This is a genomic window from Rhizobium sp. CF122 (genome assembly GCF_000282035.1).
Taxonomy (GTDB): Bacteria; Pseudomonadota; Alphaproteobacteria; order Rhizobiales; family Rhizobiaceae; genus Rhizobium.
The window spans coordinates 92,010-108,596 of record NZ_AKKA01000068.1 but is presented as its reverse complement, the minus strand read 5'-3'; the positions used below and the strand labels follow the sequence as shown (position 1 = coordinate 108,596).

The 16,587-nt window shown below is 59.7% G+C and carries 13 protein-coding genes; 12 read left to right on the top strand and 1 reads right to left on the bottom strand.

Annotation, left to right across the window (positions count from 1 at the left end):
• The first annotated feature begins 31 nt into the window (after positions 1-31).
• The 12 genes from PMI09_RS12155 to PMI09_RS12100 all read left to right on the top strand — a co-directional run bounded on the left by PMI09_RS12155 (position 32) and on the right by PMI09_RS12100 (position 14,433).
• On the top strand, positions 32-1,606 hold the full coding sequence (locus tag PMI09_RS12155; protein ID WP_007793666.1) for an ABC transporter ATP-binding protein: 1,575 nt from the start codon (positions 32-34) through the stop codon (positions 1,604-1,606).
• A complete protein-coding gene (locus tag PMI09_RS12150; protein WP_007793664.1) occupies positions 1,596-2,690 on the top strand; it encodes an ABC transporter permease in 1,095 nt (364 codons plus the stop codon). Before PMI09_RS12155 ends, PMI09_RS12150 begins: the two co-directional genes overlap by 11 nt.
• The gene (locus PMI09_RS12145; RefSeq protein WP_007793662.1) at positions 2,690-3,607 is read left to right on the top strand and encodes an ABC transporter permease; all 918 of its coding nucleotides are present in this window, start codon (positions 2,690-2,692) and stop codon (positions 3,605-3,607) included. Before PMI09_RS12150 ends, PMI09_RS12145 begins: the two co-directional genes overlap by 1 nt.
• Before the next feature lie 47 nt (positions 3,608-3,654).
• Complete coding sequence (locus PMI09_RS12140) at positions 3,655-4,728, top strand: BMP family ABC transporter substrate-binding protein (protein ID WP_007793659.1); 1,074 nt, start codon at positions 3,655-3,657, stop codon at positions 4,726-4,728.
• 147 nt (positions 4,729-4,875) lie between these two features.
• Positions 4,876-5,838: a galactofuranose ABC transporter, galactofuranose-binding protein YtfQ gene (ytfQ, locus tag PMI09_RS12135; protein ID WP_007793656.1), complete on the top strand. Its 963-nt coding sequence runs from the start codon at positions 4,876-4,878 to the stop codon at positions 5,836-5,838.
• Positions 5,839-5,959: 121 nt separating this feature from the next.
• On the top strand, positions 5,960-7,483 hold the full coding sequence (ytfR, locus tag PMI09_RS12130) for a galactofuranose ABC transporter, ATP-binding protein YtfR (RefSeq protein WP_007793653.1): 1,524 nt from the start codon (positions 5,960-5,962) through the stop codon (positions 7,481-7,483).
• A complete protein-coding gene (locus PMI09_RS12125; RefSeq protein WP_007793649.1) occupies positions 7,480-8,499 on the top strand; it encodes an ABC transporter permease in 1,020 nt (339 codons plus the stop codon). The genes ytfR and PMI09_RS12125 overlap by 4 nt, the downstream gene beginning before the upstream one ends.
• A complete protein-coding gene (gene yjfF / locus PMI09_RS12120; protein WP_007793644.1) occupies positions 8,496-9,464 on the top strand; it encodes a galactofuranose ABC transporter, permease protein YjfF in 969 nt (322 codons plus the stop codon). The genes PMI09_RS12125 and yjfF overlap by 4 nt, the downstream gene beginning before the upstream one ends.
• 15 nt (positions 9,465-9,479) lie before the next feature.
• A complete protein-coding gene (locus PMI09_RS12115) occupies positions 9,480-10,232 on the top strand; it encodes a FadR/GntR family transcriptional regulator (protein WP_007793641.1) in 753 nt (250 codons plus the stop codon).
• Positions 10,233-10,313: 81 nt separating this feature from the next.
• Entirely contained in the window at positions 10,314-11,675 is a 1,362-nt protein-coding gene (gene glmU / locus PMI09_RS12110; protein WP_007793636.1) for a bifunctional UDP-N-acetylglucosamine diphosphorylase/glucosamine-1-phosphate N-acetyltransferase GlmU, read from the top strand.
• 105 nt (positions 11,676-11,780) lie between these two features.
• Positions 11,781-13,607 carry a glutamine--fructose-6-phosphate transaminase (isomerizing) gene (glmS, locus tag PMI09_RS12105; protein ID WP_007793630.1) on the top strand — a complete coding sequence of 609 codons (1,827 nt, stop codon included), beginning with the start codon at positions 11,781-11,783 and terminating at the stop codon, positions 13,605-13,607.
• A gap of 121 nt (positions 13,608-13,728) precedes the next feature.
• Positions 13,729-14,433, top strand: coding sequence for a DUF502 domain-containing protein (locus tag PMI09_RS12100; protein WP_037082866.1), 705 nt, complete (start codon positions 13,729-13,731; stop codon positions 14,431-14,433).
• Positions 14,434-14,450: 17 nt separating this feature from the next.
• Here the strand turns inward: PMI09_RS12100 and recG are convergent, their stop codons facing one another.
• A complete protein-coding gene (recG, locus tag PMI09_RS12095) occupies positions 14,451-16,556 on the bottom strand; it encodes an ATP-dependent DNA helicase RecG (RefSeq protein ID WP_007793624.1) in 2,106 nt (701 codons plus the stop codon).
• Positions 16,557-16,587: the final 31 nt, after the last annotated feature.

The following is a 16,587-nucleotide window of genomic DNA, read 5'->3' as shown; positions in this document are numbered from 1 at the left end:
GGCAGGGTCGGCAGAGGGAAATGAGGGGAACGTGTCGTTATCTGATGTGCCGGGTTCCGGTGCGTTATTGTCGGTTCAGCAACTGACGAAACTCTTCGGCAGCTTTGCTGCCTGTAACCACATCGACCTCGATATCGCCCCTGGCGAAATCCATGCTCTCCTTGGTGAAAACGGTGCCGGCAAATCGACGCTCGTCAAGATGCTGTTCGGCGTGCTCGAGCCGACCGAGGGCAATATCCTGTGGGAAGGCCAGCCGGTTTCGATCGGTTCGCCTGGCGACGCCCGCAAGCTTGGCATCGGCATGGTCTTTCAGCATTTCTCGCTCTTCGAGGCGCTGACCGTCGCTGAAAATATCGCGCTTTCGCTCGACGACAGCATTCCAATCGGCAGGATTGCGCAAGAGGCAAGGGCGCTCTCGCGCGCCTATGGCTTGCCGCTCGATCCCTATGCCCACGTTGCCGATCTCTCCGTCGGCGAACGCCAGCGCATCGAGATCGTCCGCGCGTTGCTGCAAAACCCCAAACTCATTATCCTTGATGAGCCAACCTCGGTGCTGACGCCGCAGGAGGCTGACAAGCTTTTCGAAACGCTCTTCAAGCTGAAGGCCGAAGGTAAATCGGTCCTCTACATCAGCCATCGGCTGGAAGAAGTTCAGCGCATCTGCGACCGCGCGACCGTCTTGCGCAACGGCAGAGTCACGGGTGCCTGCGACCCACGTCAGGAGACGCCAGCTTCTCTCGCCCGCATGATGGTTGGCAGCGACGTCGCGACCGTTACGCATCCTGACCGCGGCAACAAGGGCGATGTCCAGCTTGCGGTAACCAATCTTTCCGTTGCCGCACGCACCCCCTTCGCGATGCCACTGAGGGAGGTGTCTCTGGCGGTCCGCTCCGGCGAAATCCTGGCGATCGCGGGCGTTGCCGGAAACGGGCAAGGTGAACTCTTCGATGCGCTTTCGGGAGAATATCCAGTGAGTTCGCCGGATGCGATCATGATCCGCAAGAAAGCCGTCGGTACCCAGGGCATCACGGCTCGCCGCCTGCTTGGCGCCGGTTTCGTGCCGGAAGAACGCCATGGCCACGCGGCCGTCTCGGCCATGAAGCTCTCTGACAATCTTGTGCTGGCACGCAGCCAATCCGACCGCAAAGCCTTTCTTAGCGGCGCTTTTCTTAAGGTAATCCGCCGCGGCGCCGTCAAGACCGCGACAAAACGGATCGCCGAGGCGATGGATGTGCGTAAAAGCGGCGAGGACCCGGCGGCAGGCTCACTTTCCGGCGGAAACCTGCAGAAGTTTATCGTTGGCCGCGAACTCGACCGCCAGCCGACGGTTCTCGTTGTCAACCAGCCGACCTGGGGCGTCGATGCCGGAGCAGCGAGCCGCATTCGTCAGGCTCTTGTCGACCTGGCGCGCAACGGTTCCGCAGTCGTCGTCATCAGTCAAGATCTTGACGAAATATTCGAAGTCGCAACGGAGATTGCCGTGATTTCTGAGGGGCGACTTTCTCAGCCCTTCCCGGCGGGAGAACTGTCCCGGGAGAAGATTGGCCTTTTGATGGGCGGCCTGCATGAAAGCAAGACCGCATCGGAGACGGCCAATGCGCATTGAACTCGAAAAGCGACCGCAAGCCTCGAAGCTCTACGGCTTCGTCTCGCCTCTGCTGGCACTTGGTCTGACATTGATCGCTGGCGTGATCATGTTCGCGCTGCTCGGCAAGAATCCGATCGAGGCGCTCGACGCTTTCTTTATCGAGCCACTAATGGAGGTCTGGTCACTGCATGAACTGGCCGTCAAGGCGGGACCGTTGATCTTGATCGCCGTCGGCCTCTCCGTCTGTTATCGGTCGAACAACTGGAACATCGGCGCCGAGGGCCAGTTCACGATGGGCGCAATCGCAGGATCGATCTTGCCGATCGTCTTTTACGATTGGCATTCGCCGGTGGTCCTGCCACTGATGCTCATCATGGGAGCGATCGGCGGGGCGCTGTTCGCCGCCATTCCGGCACTGCTCAAGGCACACTTCAACACCAACGAAATCCTCACATCCCTGATGCTGGTCTACATCGCCCAGCTGTTTCTCGATTGGCTGGTTCGCGGCGCCTGGCGAGACCCGCAGGGCATGAATTTCCCGGTATCACGCGACTTTGCGCCTGAGGCAGTCCTTCCCGCCATATGGGAAGAGTCGGGGCGCGCTCACTGGGCGTTCGCCTTTGCGATCATCGCAGCGGTTCTTGTCTGGTTCATGATGAAATACACGCTGCGGGGCTTCGAGATCGTGGTGCTCGGGCAGGCCGAAAGGGCAGGGCGCTTTGCGGGCTTCTCGTCGCGCAAGATGATCTGGTTCAGCTTCCTCTTCTCGGGCGCACTCGCCGGCCTCGCAGGTATTTCGGAGGTATCGGGTTCGATCGGGCATCTGCAGCCGGCGATCTCGCCGGGATACGGTTTTACTGCGATCATCGTCGCCTTCCTGGGGCGGCTCAATCCACTGGGCATCATTGCTTCGGGCCTTGTGCTTGCCCTGACCTACCTCGGTGGCGAGGCCGCACAACTGTCGCTCGGCGTGTCGGACAAAGTAACGCGCATGTTCCAGGGGTTGCTGCTGTTCTTCGTGCTCTCTTGCGACACTTTGATCTACTACAAGATCAGGATCGTCTGGTCGCGCGTGCATTCGGCCATCGGAAAGAGTGCCTAATGATTTTCGAAGCTATCCTTCTGACGGTGATGACGGCGGCGACACCTTTGGTCATCGCTGCACTCGGCGAACTCGTGACAGAGCGCGCCGGCGTCCTGAACCTCGGCGTCGAAGGAATGATGATCATGGGCGCCGTCGGCGCCTTTGCGGCAGCACAGGCGACCGGCTCGCCCTATATCGGCCTGCTAGCCGGAATTGCGGTTGGCGCGCTCTTTTCGCTTCTCTTCGGCTTCCTAACCCTGACGCTCGTGACCAATCAGGTGGCGACAGGTCTTGCGCTGACGATCCTAGGGCTTGGCGCTTCCGGCATGTTGGGCGAAAGCTATGTTGGCGTGCCAGGCATCAAAGTGCCGCAGATTTACATTCCCTATCTTTCCGACATTCCCTTTCTTGGCGCGGTGCTCTTCCGCCAGGATCTTGTGTTCTACCTTTCGATCGTGCTGGTGATCGCCATCAACTGGTTCCTCTTCAAGAGCCGCGCCGGGCTCAAGCTGCGCGCGATTGGCGACAATCACGGCTCGGCGCATGCGCTCGGCATCGGCGTCATTCGCACGCGCTATATGGCGGTTATGTTCGGCGGCGCCTGCGCGGGACTCGCTGGAGCACAGCTTTCGCTCGTCTATACACCGCAATGGGTAGAGAACATGTCCGCCGGCCGCGGCTGGATCGCTCTGGCGCTTGTCGTCTTTGCTTCATGGCGGCCATGGCGGGTTCTTGCCGGCGGTTATCTCTTTGGGGCAGTCACGATCGGCCAGTTGCACGCGCAGGCCTTCGGGATCGGCATTCCCTCACAGCTTCTTTCGATGCTGCCCTACGCAGCGACTATTGTCGTCCTCATCATCATTTCTCATAATCGGCGCACGACGTTGATCAACACGCCGGCATCGCTTGGCAAGGCGTTTGTGCCTGACCGGTGACGAACAAGAACAACGAGTTTCAAAGCTTCCAACCAACAGGGGTTAAAATGAAGAAACTAGCACTCGCACTTGCGGCAACTGCCGCACTAGTCATGAGCGTCGGCTCCGCTGCACAGGCTGCCGACAAGACCAAGGTCTGCTTCATCTACGTCGGCACCCGCACTGACGGCGGCTGGACGCAGGCGCACGACCTCGGCCGTCAAGCTCTGGAGAAGGAGCTCGGGGACAAGATCGAAACGCCGTTCCTCGAAAGCGTCCCGGAGGGCCCGGATGCGGAGCGCGCGATCGAGCGCATGGCGCGCTCCGGCTGCGCCCTGATCTACACGACGTCGTTCGGCTTCATGGATGCCACGATGAAGGTCGCCCAGAAGTTTCCGAAGGTGAAGTTCGAGCACGCCACCGGTTTCAAGGCAGCACCGAACGTGTCGACGTACAATTCCCGCTTCTATGAAGGCCGCTACATTCAAGGCCAGATCGCCGCGAAGATGTCCAAGAAAGGTCTTGCCGGCTACATCGCCTCCTTCCCGATCCCGGAAGTCGTGATGGGCATCAACGCCTTCGAACTCGGCGCGAAGTCGGTCAATCCGGACTTCAAGCTCAAGGTCGTATGGGCCAACACCTGGTTTGACCCTGGCAAGGAAGCTGATGCCGCCAAGGCGCTGATCGACCAGGGCGTCGACATCCTGACCCAGCATACCGACACCACGGCGCCGATGCAGGTGGCAGCGGAGCGCGGTATCCCGGCTTTCGGCCAGGCATCCGACATGATCGCGGCGGGTCCGAAGACCCAGCTGACGGCGATCGTCGACACCTGGGGGGCTTATTACATCAAGCGCACCAAGGAACTGCTGGACGGCAGCTGGAAGTCCGAACAGATTTGGGACGGCCTGAAGGACGGCATTCTGACGATGGCGCCCTATACGAACATGCCTGATGACGTGAAGAAGATGGCGCAGGAAACCGAGGCCAAGATCAAGTCGGGCGAATTGCATCCCTTCACCGGCCCGATCAACAAGCAGGATGGTACGCCGTGGCTCAAGGCCGGCGAGAAGGCTGAAGACGGCACGCTTCTCGGTATGAATTTCTACGTCGAAGGCGTGGACGACAAGCTGCCGAAGTGATTTCGGCAAGCAATTAGCACATGCGAAAAGGCGCTCGTTTCGAGCGCCTTTTTTTTCTGCATCGCATACCAAAAAGTGCATTTACAAAAGTAATACTATATGATTTTTTCCTATGCGTGCCGCGGGAGGCGGCTTTGGGAGGAAATCATGAAATTGAAGACTGCACTCTTGGGTGCCACGGTTCTGGCTGCCTGCATGTTCGGCTCTGCATCGGCTGCAGAGCTGGTAGTAGGTTTTTCGCAGATCGGCTCTGAATCCGGCTGGCGCGCTGCCGAAACCACCGTCACGAAGGAACAGGCCAAGAAGCGTGGTGTGGACCTGAAGTTTGCTGACGCGCAGCAGAAGCAGGAAAACCAGATCAAGGCGATCCGCTCCTTCATCGCCCAGGGCGTCAATGCTATCTTCCTGGCCCCGGTCGTTGAGACTGGTTGGGACGCGGTTCTGAAGGAAGCGAAGGAGTCGGAAATCCCGGTGATTCTGCTCGACCGGACGATCAAGGCACCTGAAGACCTTTACCTGACCGCAGTCACTTCTGACCAGGTTCATGAGGGCAAGGTTGCCGGTGACTGGCTTGTAAAGACCGTTGGCGACAAGGCCTGCAACATTGTCGAGCTTCAGGGCACGACGGGTTCTTCGCCGGCCATCGCACGCAAGAAGGGCTTCGAGGAGGCCATCGCGGGCAAGGCAAACTTCAAGATCGTTCGCAGCCAGACCGGCGACTTCACCCGCACCAAAGGCAAGGAAGTCATGGAAAGCTTCCTGAAGGCTGAGAACGGCGGCAAGGAAATCTGCGCGCTCTACGCCCACAATGATGACATGGCCGTGGGCGGCATCCAGGCGATCAAGGAAGCCGGTCTAAAGCCGGGCAAGGACATCCTCGTCGTCTCGATCGACGCCGTTCCTGATATCTTCAAGGCCATGGCTGCAGGAGAGGCGAACGCGACCGTGGAGCTGACGCCGAACATGGCAGGTCCCGCATTCGACGTGCTCGACGCCTACCTGAAGGACAAGAAGGCTCCGCCGAAGTGGATCCAGACGGAATCGAAGCTCTATACGCCGGCTGATGACCCGATGAAGGTCTACGAGTCAAAGAAGAACCTCGGCTACTGATTTTGACGCTAGAGCCGCACCGGTCCATCACGGGCCGGTGCGGAACTGCCGAATGCCAGTCGGGATTTCATGTCCGTCCACGGCGCGGCATTGTCGGTCCCTATCAGGAAAAGCCGCTTTCATGATTCACGATTTCGAGAACGTTCTAACTGCCTCCGGAGTATCGAAATTCTTCCCCGGCGCCATTGCGCTCGACAAGGTCGATTTCTCGCTGCGCAAGGGCGAGGTGCATGCGCTTCTGGGTGAAAACGGCGCCGGAAAATCGACGCTCATCAAATGCGTTACGGGTGCTTATCACCGCGACCAGGGCAGGCTCGCTCTCGACGGCACCGAGATCAATCCGTCCGATACGCTCGCGGCTCAAAAACTCGGCATCGGCACGGTGTATCAGGAGGTTAACCTCCTCCCCAATCTGAGCATCGCCGAGAACCTATACCTCGGCCGTCAACCCAAGCGGTTCGGCATGATCGATGCACGCGCGATGAACCGGCAGGCGCGGGCACTCCTTGATCAGTATGGAATAGACGTCGATGTGACTGCACAGCTCGATCGGTTTTCGGTCGCCGTGCAGCAGGTCGTGGCAATCGCGCGCGCGGTCGATTTGTCCGGCAAAGTCCTCATTCTCGACGAGCCGACTGCAAGCCTCGACACGCAGGAAGTCGCGATGCTCTTTCGCATCATGCGAAACTTGAAAGAACGCGGCCTTGGTATTGTCTTTATTACTCATTTCTTAGAGCAGGTTTACGAGGTCAGTGATCGCATCACAGTACTCAGAAATGGCAAGCTAGTGGGCACCCGCGAAACATCCGAGCTGTCTCGCCAGAGCCTGATCTCGATGATGCTCGGTCATGAATTGGCGAATGCCGAAGCAACAGCGCGGGCGCATTCGGTTACTGCCGGCCCGGTCAAATACAGGTTTAAAGGCTACGGCAAGCGTGGCAAGGTGAAGCCGTTCGACCTCGAGGTCCGCGTCGGTGAGGTGGTGGGCGTTGCAGGCTTGCTCGGCTCCGGTCGCACAGAGACTGCCGAGCTGCTTTTCGGGATCGAGCAGGCTGACAGCGGAACCGCACAAGTCGACGGTAAGCAGGTTACGCTGTCGAATCCACGTGCTGCCATCCGCAGCGGATTCGGTTTCTGTCCGGAGGATCGCAAGACGGACGGGATTATCGGCGACCTTTCCATTCGCGAGAATATCGCTCTAGCGCTGCAGGCGCGCAGGGGCTGGGCGCGGCCGATTTCTCGCGCCGATCAAAATGCCCTGGCGGATCGTTACATCAATGCCCTAGACATCCGCACGACGGACAGGGAGAAGCCGATACGTCTGCTGTCGGGCGGCAACCAGCAGAAAGCGATCCTTGCGCGCTGGCTGGCCACCAATCCGGACTTCCTGATCCTCGACGAACCGACCCGCGGGATCGACGTCGGCGCACATGCCGAGATTATCCGGTTGATCGAAGATCTCTGCGCGAAGGGCATGTCGCTGATCGTTATTTCTTCGGAATTGGAAGAACTTATCGCCTATAGCTCACGTATCTTGGTCCTTCGCGATCGCGAGCACGTCGCGGAACTGACGGGCGACAATGTCAGCACAGCGCGCATTGTCGACGCCATCGCCGCCGCCCAAAAGAAGACGGAGGACGCATGAGATCGTCGCTCAATGCACTGCTGATTCGGCTGGCGCCGCAGCTCATCGCTCTTGCGGTCATTCTCATCTTGAATTTCATGATGTTCCCGCAATTCTTTAATGTCGTAGTTCAGAATGATCGGCTTTACGGCAGCCTGATCGATGTGCTGAACCGCGGCGCGCCGGTCGCCTTGCTGGCAATCGGCATGACGCTCGTGATTGCAACGAAGGGGATCGACCTTTCGGTCGGCGCTGTGATCGCGATCTGCGGTGCCGTTGCCGCATCATCCATCGTATCCGGTCATTCGCTTGCCATGACACTGCTGGTAACGATCGGGGTCGGGCTGCTTTGCGGGGTATGGAACGGCTTTCTGGTCGCCGTCCTCAATATCCAGCCGATCATCGCCACGCTTGTCCTGATGGTTGCCGGACGCGGGATCGCACAGCTCATCACCGAAGGCGTCATCATGACCTTCAACGATGAAGGGCTGATCGCGCTCGGCAGCGGCTCCTTCGCGTTCCTGCCCATGCCTGTCATCATATGGTTGGTCATGGGCGCCCTGGTAATACTGCTCGTGAGGCGCACGGCGCTTGGCATGCTGATCGAAGCAACCGGCATTAATCGACGTGCGAGCATGCTTTCCGGCGTGCGAACGCCGGTGCTGCTGATGGCTGTTTATATGCTGAGCAGCCTTTGCGCCTCGATTGCCGGCATCATTGTAGCAGCCGATATCAAGGGGGCGGATGCAAACAATGCCGGTCTCTGGCTTGAACTCGACGCGATCCTGGCTGTCGTCGTAGGCGGCAATTCCCTGCTTGGCGGGCGCTTCAGCATCCTCGGCTCATTGATCGGCGCAATGATCATTCAGGCTGTGAACACCGGCATTCTGCTCTCAGGATTCCCGCCGGAATTCAACCTGATCATCAAGGCGGTGATCGTCATCGTGATCCTCGTCATTCAGTCGCCAGCGGTTCAATCGGCGGCCGTGGTTCTCAGCCGACGACCGAGCAGCGTCAGGGAAGGGCAGATTCAATGAACTCGAAATATCTTCCTCTCCTTGCAACGGTCGTGATCTTCGTTCTCTCCTACGCAATCTGCACGTTGCAGTATCCCAACATTCTGTCCACCCGCGTGATCGGCAATCTATTGACCGACAATGCCTTTCTCGGCATCGCAGCGGTCGGCATGACGTTTGTCATCATCTCGGGCGGCATCGACCTCTCAATCGGCTCCATCATTGCGTTCACCGGTGTCTTCCTGGCCGTCATCCTGCAAAACACCACAATCCATCCGCTCGTTGCGTTTGTGTTGGTGCTAATCATCACAACCGCCTTCGGCGCGGTAATGGGCGCGATCATTCACTATCTGGAAATGCCGGCTTTCATCGTGACGCTCGCCGGCATGTTCCTGGCACGCGGCATGGCGTTCGTGCTATCGATCGACAGCATTCCGATCAATCACGACTACTACACAACGCTGACAAGCCTCTACTACAGGATGCCGGGTGGTGGTCGGCTAACGCTGATCGGCGGCGTCATGCTTCTGGTCTTTGTCGCCGGCACATTCCTGGCGCATCGCACGCGCTTCGGTACCAATGTCTATGCGCTCGGCGGCGGCCCACAGACGGCGCAGCTCATGGGCGTTCCAGTCGGGCGCACGACGATCCAGATCTATGCATTATCCGGCTTTCTTGCCGGTCTATCCGGAATCGTTTTTTCGCTCTATACGTCGGCCGGTTATTCTCTGGCAGCAGTCGGCGTCGAACTTGATGCGATCGCAGCAGTCGTCATTGGGGGAACGCTGTTGACCGGAGGGGCGGGATTCGTGGCAGGTACCTTCATCGGTATCCTGATACAGGGCCTCATTCAGACCTATATCACCTTCGACGGGACACTCTCGAGCTGGTGGACGAAGATCTTGATAGGCCTTTTGCTTTTTGCATTCATTCTAATGCAGAAGGTTATTCTCTTCCTTTCCAGTATGAATAAGAGGTATGCCTGAGCGGGGAGGTATTCGTTGCGCAATAGATTGCTTGAGACCGGAAAAACGGGGCGTAAATCGCGAACGAGCCATGCACAGGTCGTGGATGAGCTCGGCAGGGCGATCGTTGCTGGAACCTATCCTGTCGGAAGCATTCTGCCGGGTGACGCCGAACTTGCGCAGCGCTTCAAGGTCTCACGCACCGTCCTTCGCGAAACGATGAAAACGCTTGCTGCAAAAGGCATGATCGTCGCCAAGGCTCGCGTTGGCACGCGCGTGACGGAAAAAAACCTCTGGAACATGTTCGACAGTGAGATCATAGCCTGGCATTTCGACAGCGGCGTGACGGAGGAATTCCTTCTGCAGCTTTACGACATCCGGCTAGCGTTCGAGCCGTTTGCCGCCGGTCTCGTCGCAGAGCGGGCGAGCAAGGAAGACATTGAGAACCTGCGTGAGCTGGCAACGGAGATGGCGGCTCTGGGCCATACCAGCGAAAGCCTCGCTCTCGCCGACCTGCATTTCCACCTCGCCATAGCCGATGCCTCTCACAACCCCTTTATGCGAACGTTGGGGAGTCTGATCGAGGCAGCGCTGGTGGGCATGTTCCGCATCAGTACACCGCCCTCGCAGAACGGCTTTTCAGACATAGCCGATACGCATATGCGCATCGTCGAGGCGATCGTCGCCGGCGATGTTGAGGGCGCCCGAAAGGCCATGGAGATTGTGATCATCGACGGCCGCGATCACGTCCGCGACGCCTATGCGGCGATGAGCAAGGCATCCGCCTGATCCATTTTGAGCTTTGTCCCGCCCGTGCCTTGCTGCTATGAGGCAGCCAAGGCCGCACACAACGGATTCTCGGAGCAGACCATGGAACGCACTTGCCTCGCCGTCATTCTCGCTGCAGGTGATAGCACGCGAATGAAGTCGTCGAAATCGAAAGTGCTGCATCCGGTCGCAAACCGCCCGATGATCGCCCATGTTATGGATGCCGTGGCAAAGAGCGACATTTCATCGGTCGCGCTCGTCGTCGGGCGCGACGCTGACGAAGTGGCGAAGGCTGCCCAAGTCGGGAATGTCAAAATCGAAACCTACCTGCAGATGGAGCGACTCGGCACCGGTCATGCGGTCCTGGCAGCGCGCGAGGCGATTGCGCGCGGATATGACGATATTATAGTGACCTACGGCGATGTTCCGTTGCAGACCGAGGGACCGCTCAAGGCGGCACGGCAGGGCCTTGCCGAGGGCAGCGATGTGGTGGTCATCGGCTTTCATACCGACAGCCCGACCGGTTACGGCCGCCTGCTCGTCAAGGATGGCGAACTGATCGCCATCCGCGAGGAAAGGGATGCCACAGATGCCGAACGTGCCGTGAAATGGTGCAATAGCGGCCTGATGGCGATCAACGGCCGCAAGGCACTCGATCTCCTATCCCGCATCGGCAACGCCAATGCTAAGGGCGAATACTACCTGACCGATCTCGTGGAAATTGCCCGTTCCGTCGGCGGCCGTGTCACCGCTGTCGACGCACCCGAAATCGAAATGACCGGCTGCAACAATCGCGCGGAACTCGCCGTGATCGAGCGGCTGTGGCAAGAGCGCCGACGCCACGAGATGATGATCGCTGGCGTGACGATGATCGCACCGGAGACCGTGTTTCTTTCCTACGACACTGCAATCGGGCAAGACGCGCTGATCGAGCCGAACGTCGTCTTCGGCCCCGGCGCGACGATCGACGGCGGCGCTGTCATTCATGCATTCTCGCACATCGAAGGCGCGCATGTCAGCGCCGGCGCAGCCGTCGGCCCGTTCGCTCGCCTGCGGCCGGGTGCCGATCTCGCCAACGGCTCGAAAGTCGGCAATTTCTGCGAAGTTAAGAACGGGATGATTGGTGAGGGGGCTAAGGTCAATCACCTCACCTACATCGGCGACGCGAAGATCGGTGCCGGGGCGAATATCGGTGCCGGCACGATTACCTGCAACTATGACGGCGTCAACAAGCACGAAACACTGATTGGGGCGAACACCTTCATCGGATCGAACTCCTCGCTTGTGGCGCCAGTCAGCATTGGCGACAACGCTTACGTGGCCTCCGGCAGCGTCATCACCGTGGATGTTCCTGCCGATGCGCTGGCCTTTGGCCGTGCTCGCCAGGAACTGAAGCCGGGCAGGGCAACCGTGCTCCGCGAACGCGCACTGGCGATCAAAGCTGCAAAGAAGGCCAAGGCATAAGCCTCCGCGTAACGCGCGGAAACCGAAAGTGACCGCCGAGGCCATTGAGAAAAAAGACAGAATCGTTACGAGTGGCCTCCAACACGGAAGGCTTTGGGGACTTTTATGTGCGGTATTGTTGGAATCGTTGGAAGCAGCCCAGTTGCAGGGCGTCTCGTTGATGCGCTGAAGCGGCTCGAGTACCGTGGCTATGACTCGGCGGGTGTCGCCACCATACATAACGGCGAGATGGCGCGCCGCCGCGCCGAGGGGAAGCTCTTCAATCTCGAAAAGCGCCTCGACGGCGACCCACTGCCGGGAGCGATCGGCATTGCGCACACGCGCTGGGCTACGCATGGCGTTCCCAACGAGATCAACGCACACCCGCATTTCGTCGAGGGCGTTGCGGTCGTCCATAACGGCATCATCGAGAACTTCTCCGAACTGCGTGACGAGTTGACCGCCGAGGGTGCCGTCTTTGAGACGCAGACAGACACCGAGGTCGTCGCCCACCTCATGGCGAAGTATCTCCGTGACGGCCTCGAGCCCCGCGCGGCGATGCTCAAGATGCTGAACCAGGTAACCGGCGCCTACGCGCTTGCGATCATGCTCCAGAACGCCCCCGACACGATCATGGCGGCACGATCCGGCCCGCCACTTGCGGTGGGCTACGGCTCAGGCGAAATGTTCTTAGGCTCGGATGCGATCGCGCTTTCGCCCTTCACCAATGAGGTCACCTACCTCGTCGATGGAGACTGGGCCGTACTTACGCGAGACGGCGCGACAATCCTCGACTTCTCCGGCAACGAGGTGAAGCGCCCGCGGCAGATATCACAGACGACTGCCTACGTGGTGGACAAGGGCAATCACCGGCACTTCATGGAGAAGGAAATCTACGAGCAGCCTGAGGTCATCTCGCACGCCCTCAGCCAGTACGTTGACTTCGCCAGCAACACGATAAGCGACAACGTCAACGCGATCGACTTCAAGGCCACAAGCAGCCTGGCAATCTCGGCATGCGGAACCGCCTATCTCGCCGGCCTCGTCGGCAAATACTGGTTCGAGCGCTACGCGCGTCTGCCGGTCGAGATCGACGTCGCATCCGAGTTCCGTTATCGCGAAATGCCGCTTTCGCCCTCGCAGGCCGCGCTCTTCATCTCGCAGTCGGGCGAGACGGCAGACACGCTAGCATCGCTCCGTTACTGCAAGGAGAACGGACTGAGGATCGGGGCAGTGGTCAACGTCAAGGAATCGACCATAGCCCGTGAGTCGGATGCCGTTTTCCCGATCATGGCAGGCCCAGAGATAGGCGTTGCCTCCACGAAGGCTTTCACCTGCCAGTTGGCCGTCCTGGCATCGCTGGCACTCGGCGCCGGCAAGGCAAGGGGAACGATCAGCGCGGAGCAGGAAAGGGAACTGGTCCGCCATCTCGCTGAAATGCCGCGTATCATGAGCCGCGTGCTGAACCTCGTCCAACCGCAGATGGAGAGCCTGTCGCGCGAGCTTTCGAAATGCCGCGACGTCCTCTATCTCGGTCGTGGCACGAGCTTCCCGCTTGCCATGGAAGGGGCGCTCAAGCTCAAGGAAATCTCCTATATCCATGCCGAAGGTTACGCCGCAGGCGAACTCAAGCACGGGCCGATTGCGCTGATCGACGAAAACATGCCGGTCATTGTGATCGCGCCGTTTGACCGCTTCTTTGACAAGACTGTATCGAATATGCAGGAAGTCGCCGCGCGTGGCGGGCGCATCATTTTCATTACCGACGAGGCAGGCGCGGCGGCATCGAAGCTGCCTACGATGGCGACGATCGTGCTGCCTGATGTCAACGAGATCATCGCACCGATGATCTTCTCACTGCCGATCCAACTGCTTGCCTACCATACCGCCGTTTTCATGGGCACGGACGTCGATCAGCCACGCAATCTAGCAAAGTCGGTCACGGTGGAGTGACCGCTTGTGCGGCCCCTGAAGACTTGTGCGGCTTGGCAATTTCTGGCAGCTTTTCAGATAGGAAAGCATGAGGGAGCTGATTTCCGATAGCCGGCCTGCTCAACGGAGTTATCAGCACGCGATGACGGAAAAACTGCCCCGATTGCCGATAGCCACTCGCATCAGGAACAACTTTCTGGCGGGACTCATCATTTGTGCGCCGGTCGCCATTACGCTGTGGCTGACATGGTCGGTGGTGCGGTGGGCGGACAGCTGGGTTAAGCCGTACCTGCCGGCTCGCTACGACCCGGATAATTACCTGAACTTTGCGGTGCCAGGCTCAGGGCTGCTGATTGCGCTTGTCGCGATCACGCTTATCGGCTTCCTCGGTAAGAACCTGATCGGCCAGAGTATCGTTCAGTTCAGCGAATCGCTGGTGCGGCGCGTGCCACTTGTGCGCAGCATCTATCAGAGCGTGAAGCAGATTTTCGAGACCGTGCTGAAGGACAAGACAAATTCGTTCAAGAAGGTCGGCCTCATCGAGTATCCCAGCCCGGGCCTCTGGGCGCTCGTCTTCATATCAACGGATGCTAAAGGCGAGATCGCGACGAAGTTCAAGGCGATGGGCGAGGATATGGTCTGCGTGTTCCTGCCTCCAACGCCGGTGCCGACTGCAGGATTTCTGATCTTCACGCCGCGCGAAAAGATCGTTCCGCTCGACATGTCACCGGAGGACGCCGCAAAACTTTTGATCTCCGGTGGTCTGGTCACGCCGGAAGAGCTTGCCGGGCGCATGGCGAAACCGGAACGGACACGCAAGCCCCTGCCGGCACCCATCGAGATGTAGCACGGCGCCGCGTCGGCTCACCCCGCATGCAGGAAGCGGATCGCCTCGTCGCGGCGGAACAGGTAGAGCAGGGTGCGCACGGCCTTGCCGCGCTCGCCGGTCAGATCCGGATCGCGCTCGATCAGATAGGCCGCATCGCGGCGGGCAATCTCAAGAAGGTCCGCATGCGCCTCCAGGCTTGCGATGCGAAAGCCCGGTGTTCCCGATTGCCGCGTGCCAAGTAGTTCGCCTTCGCCGCGCAGTTTCAGGTCTTCCTCCGCGATGCGGAAGCCGTCTTCGGTTTCGCGCATGATCGACAGGCGCGCATGACCTGTTTCGCCAAGCGGCCCCTTGTAGAGCAGGATGCAGGTCGAAGCCTCGTCGCCGCGTCCTACACGACCGCGAAGCTGATGCAGCTGCGCCAGGCCGAAGCGTTCGGCATGCTCGATCACCATGATCGTCGCATCGGGAACATCGACGCCGACTTCCACCACGGTCGTTGCGACCAGCAGGCGGATTTCGCCACTCTTGAACGCCATCATCACGGCATCCTTTTCCGGGCCGCTCATGCGGCCGTGGATCACGCCGATGCCCGGACCGAGCGAGGAAACGAGCGTTGCATGACGCTCGTCCACCGACATCAGATCGCTTTCTTCGGATTCCTCGACGAGCGGGCAGATCCAGTAAACCTTCTTGCCTTCTGCCAAAGCACTCTTCAGGCGACCGACGATCTCGCCTGTACGTTCGGTCGGAATCGTGATCGTCTGTATCGGTTTCCTGCCGGCGGGCTTTTCCGTCAGCTTGGAGACGTCCATATCGCCAAAGGCAGCGAGCACCAGGGTTCGCGGGATCGGCGTAGCCGTCATGACAAGCATATGCGGCGTGATCCCCTTCGCCGTCAGCCGTAAGCGCTGGTGGACGCCGAAGCGGTGCTGCTCGTCAACGACGGCCAGCATCAGATTGCGGTAGTTGACGCTGTCCTGAAAGAGCGCGTGGGTGCCGATGACGATCTGGGCCTCTCCCGATGCAATCCTTTCCAGGATGTCTTCGCGTTCGCGCCCCTTGGTGCGGCCGGTAAGCACCTCTATGCCGAGGCCCGCGGATGCGGCAAATTTCGAGATCGTTGCGTGGTGCTGGCGGGCAAGGATTTCCGTCGGCGCCATGAGGACGGCCTGGCCGCCGCTTTCAATGACAGCCGCCATCGCCATCAGCGCGACCAGCGTCTTGCCCGAGCCGACATCCCCCTGCAGCAGACGCAGCATGCGGTCATCGCCGGCCATGTCCTTCAGGATATCGGCAATCGCGGCATTCTGGCTGTTGGTCGGCGAAAACGGCAAGGCCTGGAGGATCTGCTTGCTGACTTGGCCGGTGGCGTGCACGGGCTGGCCGGTGACCTTGCGCAGGCGTTGGCGGACGAGGCTCAGCGAAAGTTGGCCCGCGAGGAATTCGTCATAGGCGAGACGGCGACGGGCAGGGGCTTGTGCATCGAGATCCGAGGGATCGCGAGGTTCGTGCAGCCCGTGGAAAGCATCTGATATCGAGGGCAGACCCTGCTTCTGCGCTAGAGCCAAGTCGATCCATTCTGGCAGTTCCGGCGTGCGCGGCAGCGCCGCTTCGATGATCTTGCGCAGGGTCTTCGGGGAAAGACCTGCGGTGAGTGGATAGATCGGCTCGACGAGAGGCAGGTTCTCGGCTTCGCTGGCCTTCACGATGTAGTCGGGATGGACCATCGACGCACGGCCATTGAACCAGTCAATCTTGCCGCTGACGGTTACCTCCTCGTCCAAGGGGAGCTGCTTTTCCAGCCATGCCGCTTGGCCGCGGAAGAAGACAAGCGTCAGTTCGCCCGTCTCGTCGTGCAGGATGACGCGGTACGGAATGTTGCTCTTGCCGCGCGGCGGTGCCTGGTGGCGATCCACCCATGCCGTGACCGTGACAATGGCGCCGTGAGGCGCGCGAGCGATACCCGGCTGGTTTCGGCGGTCGATGAGGGAATGCGGCGCATGAAACAGCAGATCGACGACGCGGGTCTCGTCAGGTGTTTCGCGCCCAAGCAGCTTTACCAGCAGCTCGGCGATCTTTGGGCCGACGCCGGGCAGGGCGGAAACGGGCGAAAACAGCGGATCGAGTATGGCGGGGCGCATGGCGGCAAAATGCGATGAACAATGCGGCCTT

Coding starts and splice junctions, on each gene's coding strand:
- PMI09_RS12150 (WP_007793664.1), top strand. CDS start 1,596: ATGCGCATTGAACTCGAAAAGCGACCGCAAGCCTCGAAGCTCTACGGC.
- PMI09_RS12145 (WP_007793662.1), top strand. CDS start 2,690: ATGATTTTCGAAGCTATCCTTCTGACGGTGATGACGGCGGCGACACCT.
- PMI09_RS12140 (WP_007793659.1), top strand. CDS start 3,655: ATGAAGAAACTAGCACTCGCACTTGCGGCAACTGCCGCACTAGTCATG.
- ytfQ (WP_007793656.1), top strand. CDS start 4,876: ATGAAATTGAAGACTGCACTCTTGGGTGCCACGGTTCTGGCTGCCTGC.
- ytfR (WP_007793653.1), top strand. CDS start 5,960: ATGATTCACGATTTCGAGAACGTTCTAACTGCCTCCGGAGTATCGAAA.
- PMI09_RS12125 (WP_007793649.1), top strand. CDS start 7,480: ATGAGATCGTCGCTCAATGCACTGCTGATTCGGCTGGCGCCGCAGCTC.
- yjfF (WP_007793644.1), top strand. CDS start 8,496: ATGAACTCGAAATATCTTCCTCTCCTTGCAACGGTCGTGATCTTCGTT.
- glmU (WP_007793636.1), top strand. CDS start 10,314: ATGGAACGCACTTGCCTCGCCGTCATTCTCGCTGCAGGTGATAGCACG.
- glmS (WP_007793630.1), top strand. CDS start 11,781: ATGTGCGGTATTGTTGGAATCGTTGGAAGCAGCCCAGTTGCAGGGCGT.
- PMI09_RS12100 (WP_037082866.1), top strand. CDS start 13,729: ATGACGGAAAAACTGCCCCGATTGCCGATAGCCACTCGCATCAGGAAC.
- recG (WP_007793624.1), bottom strand. CDS start 16,556: ATGCGCCCCGCCATACTCGATCCGCTGTTTTCGCCCGTTTCCGCCCTG.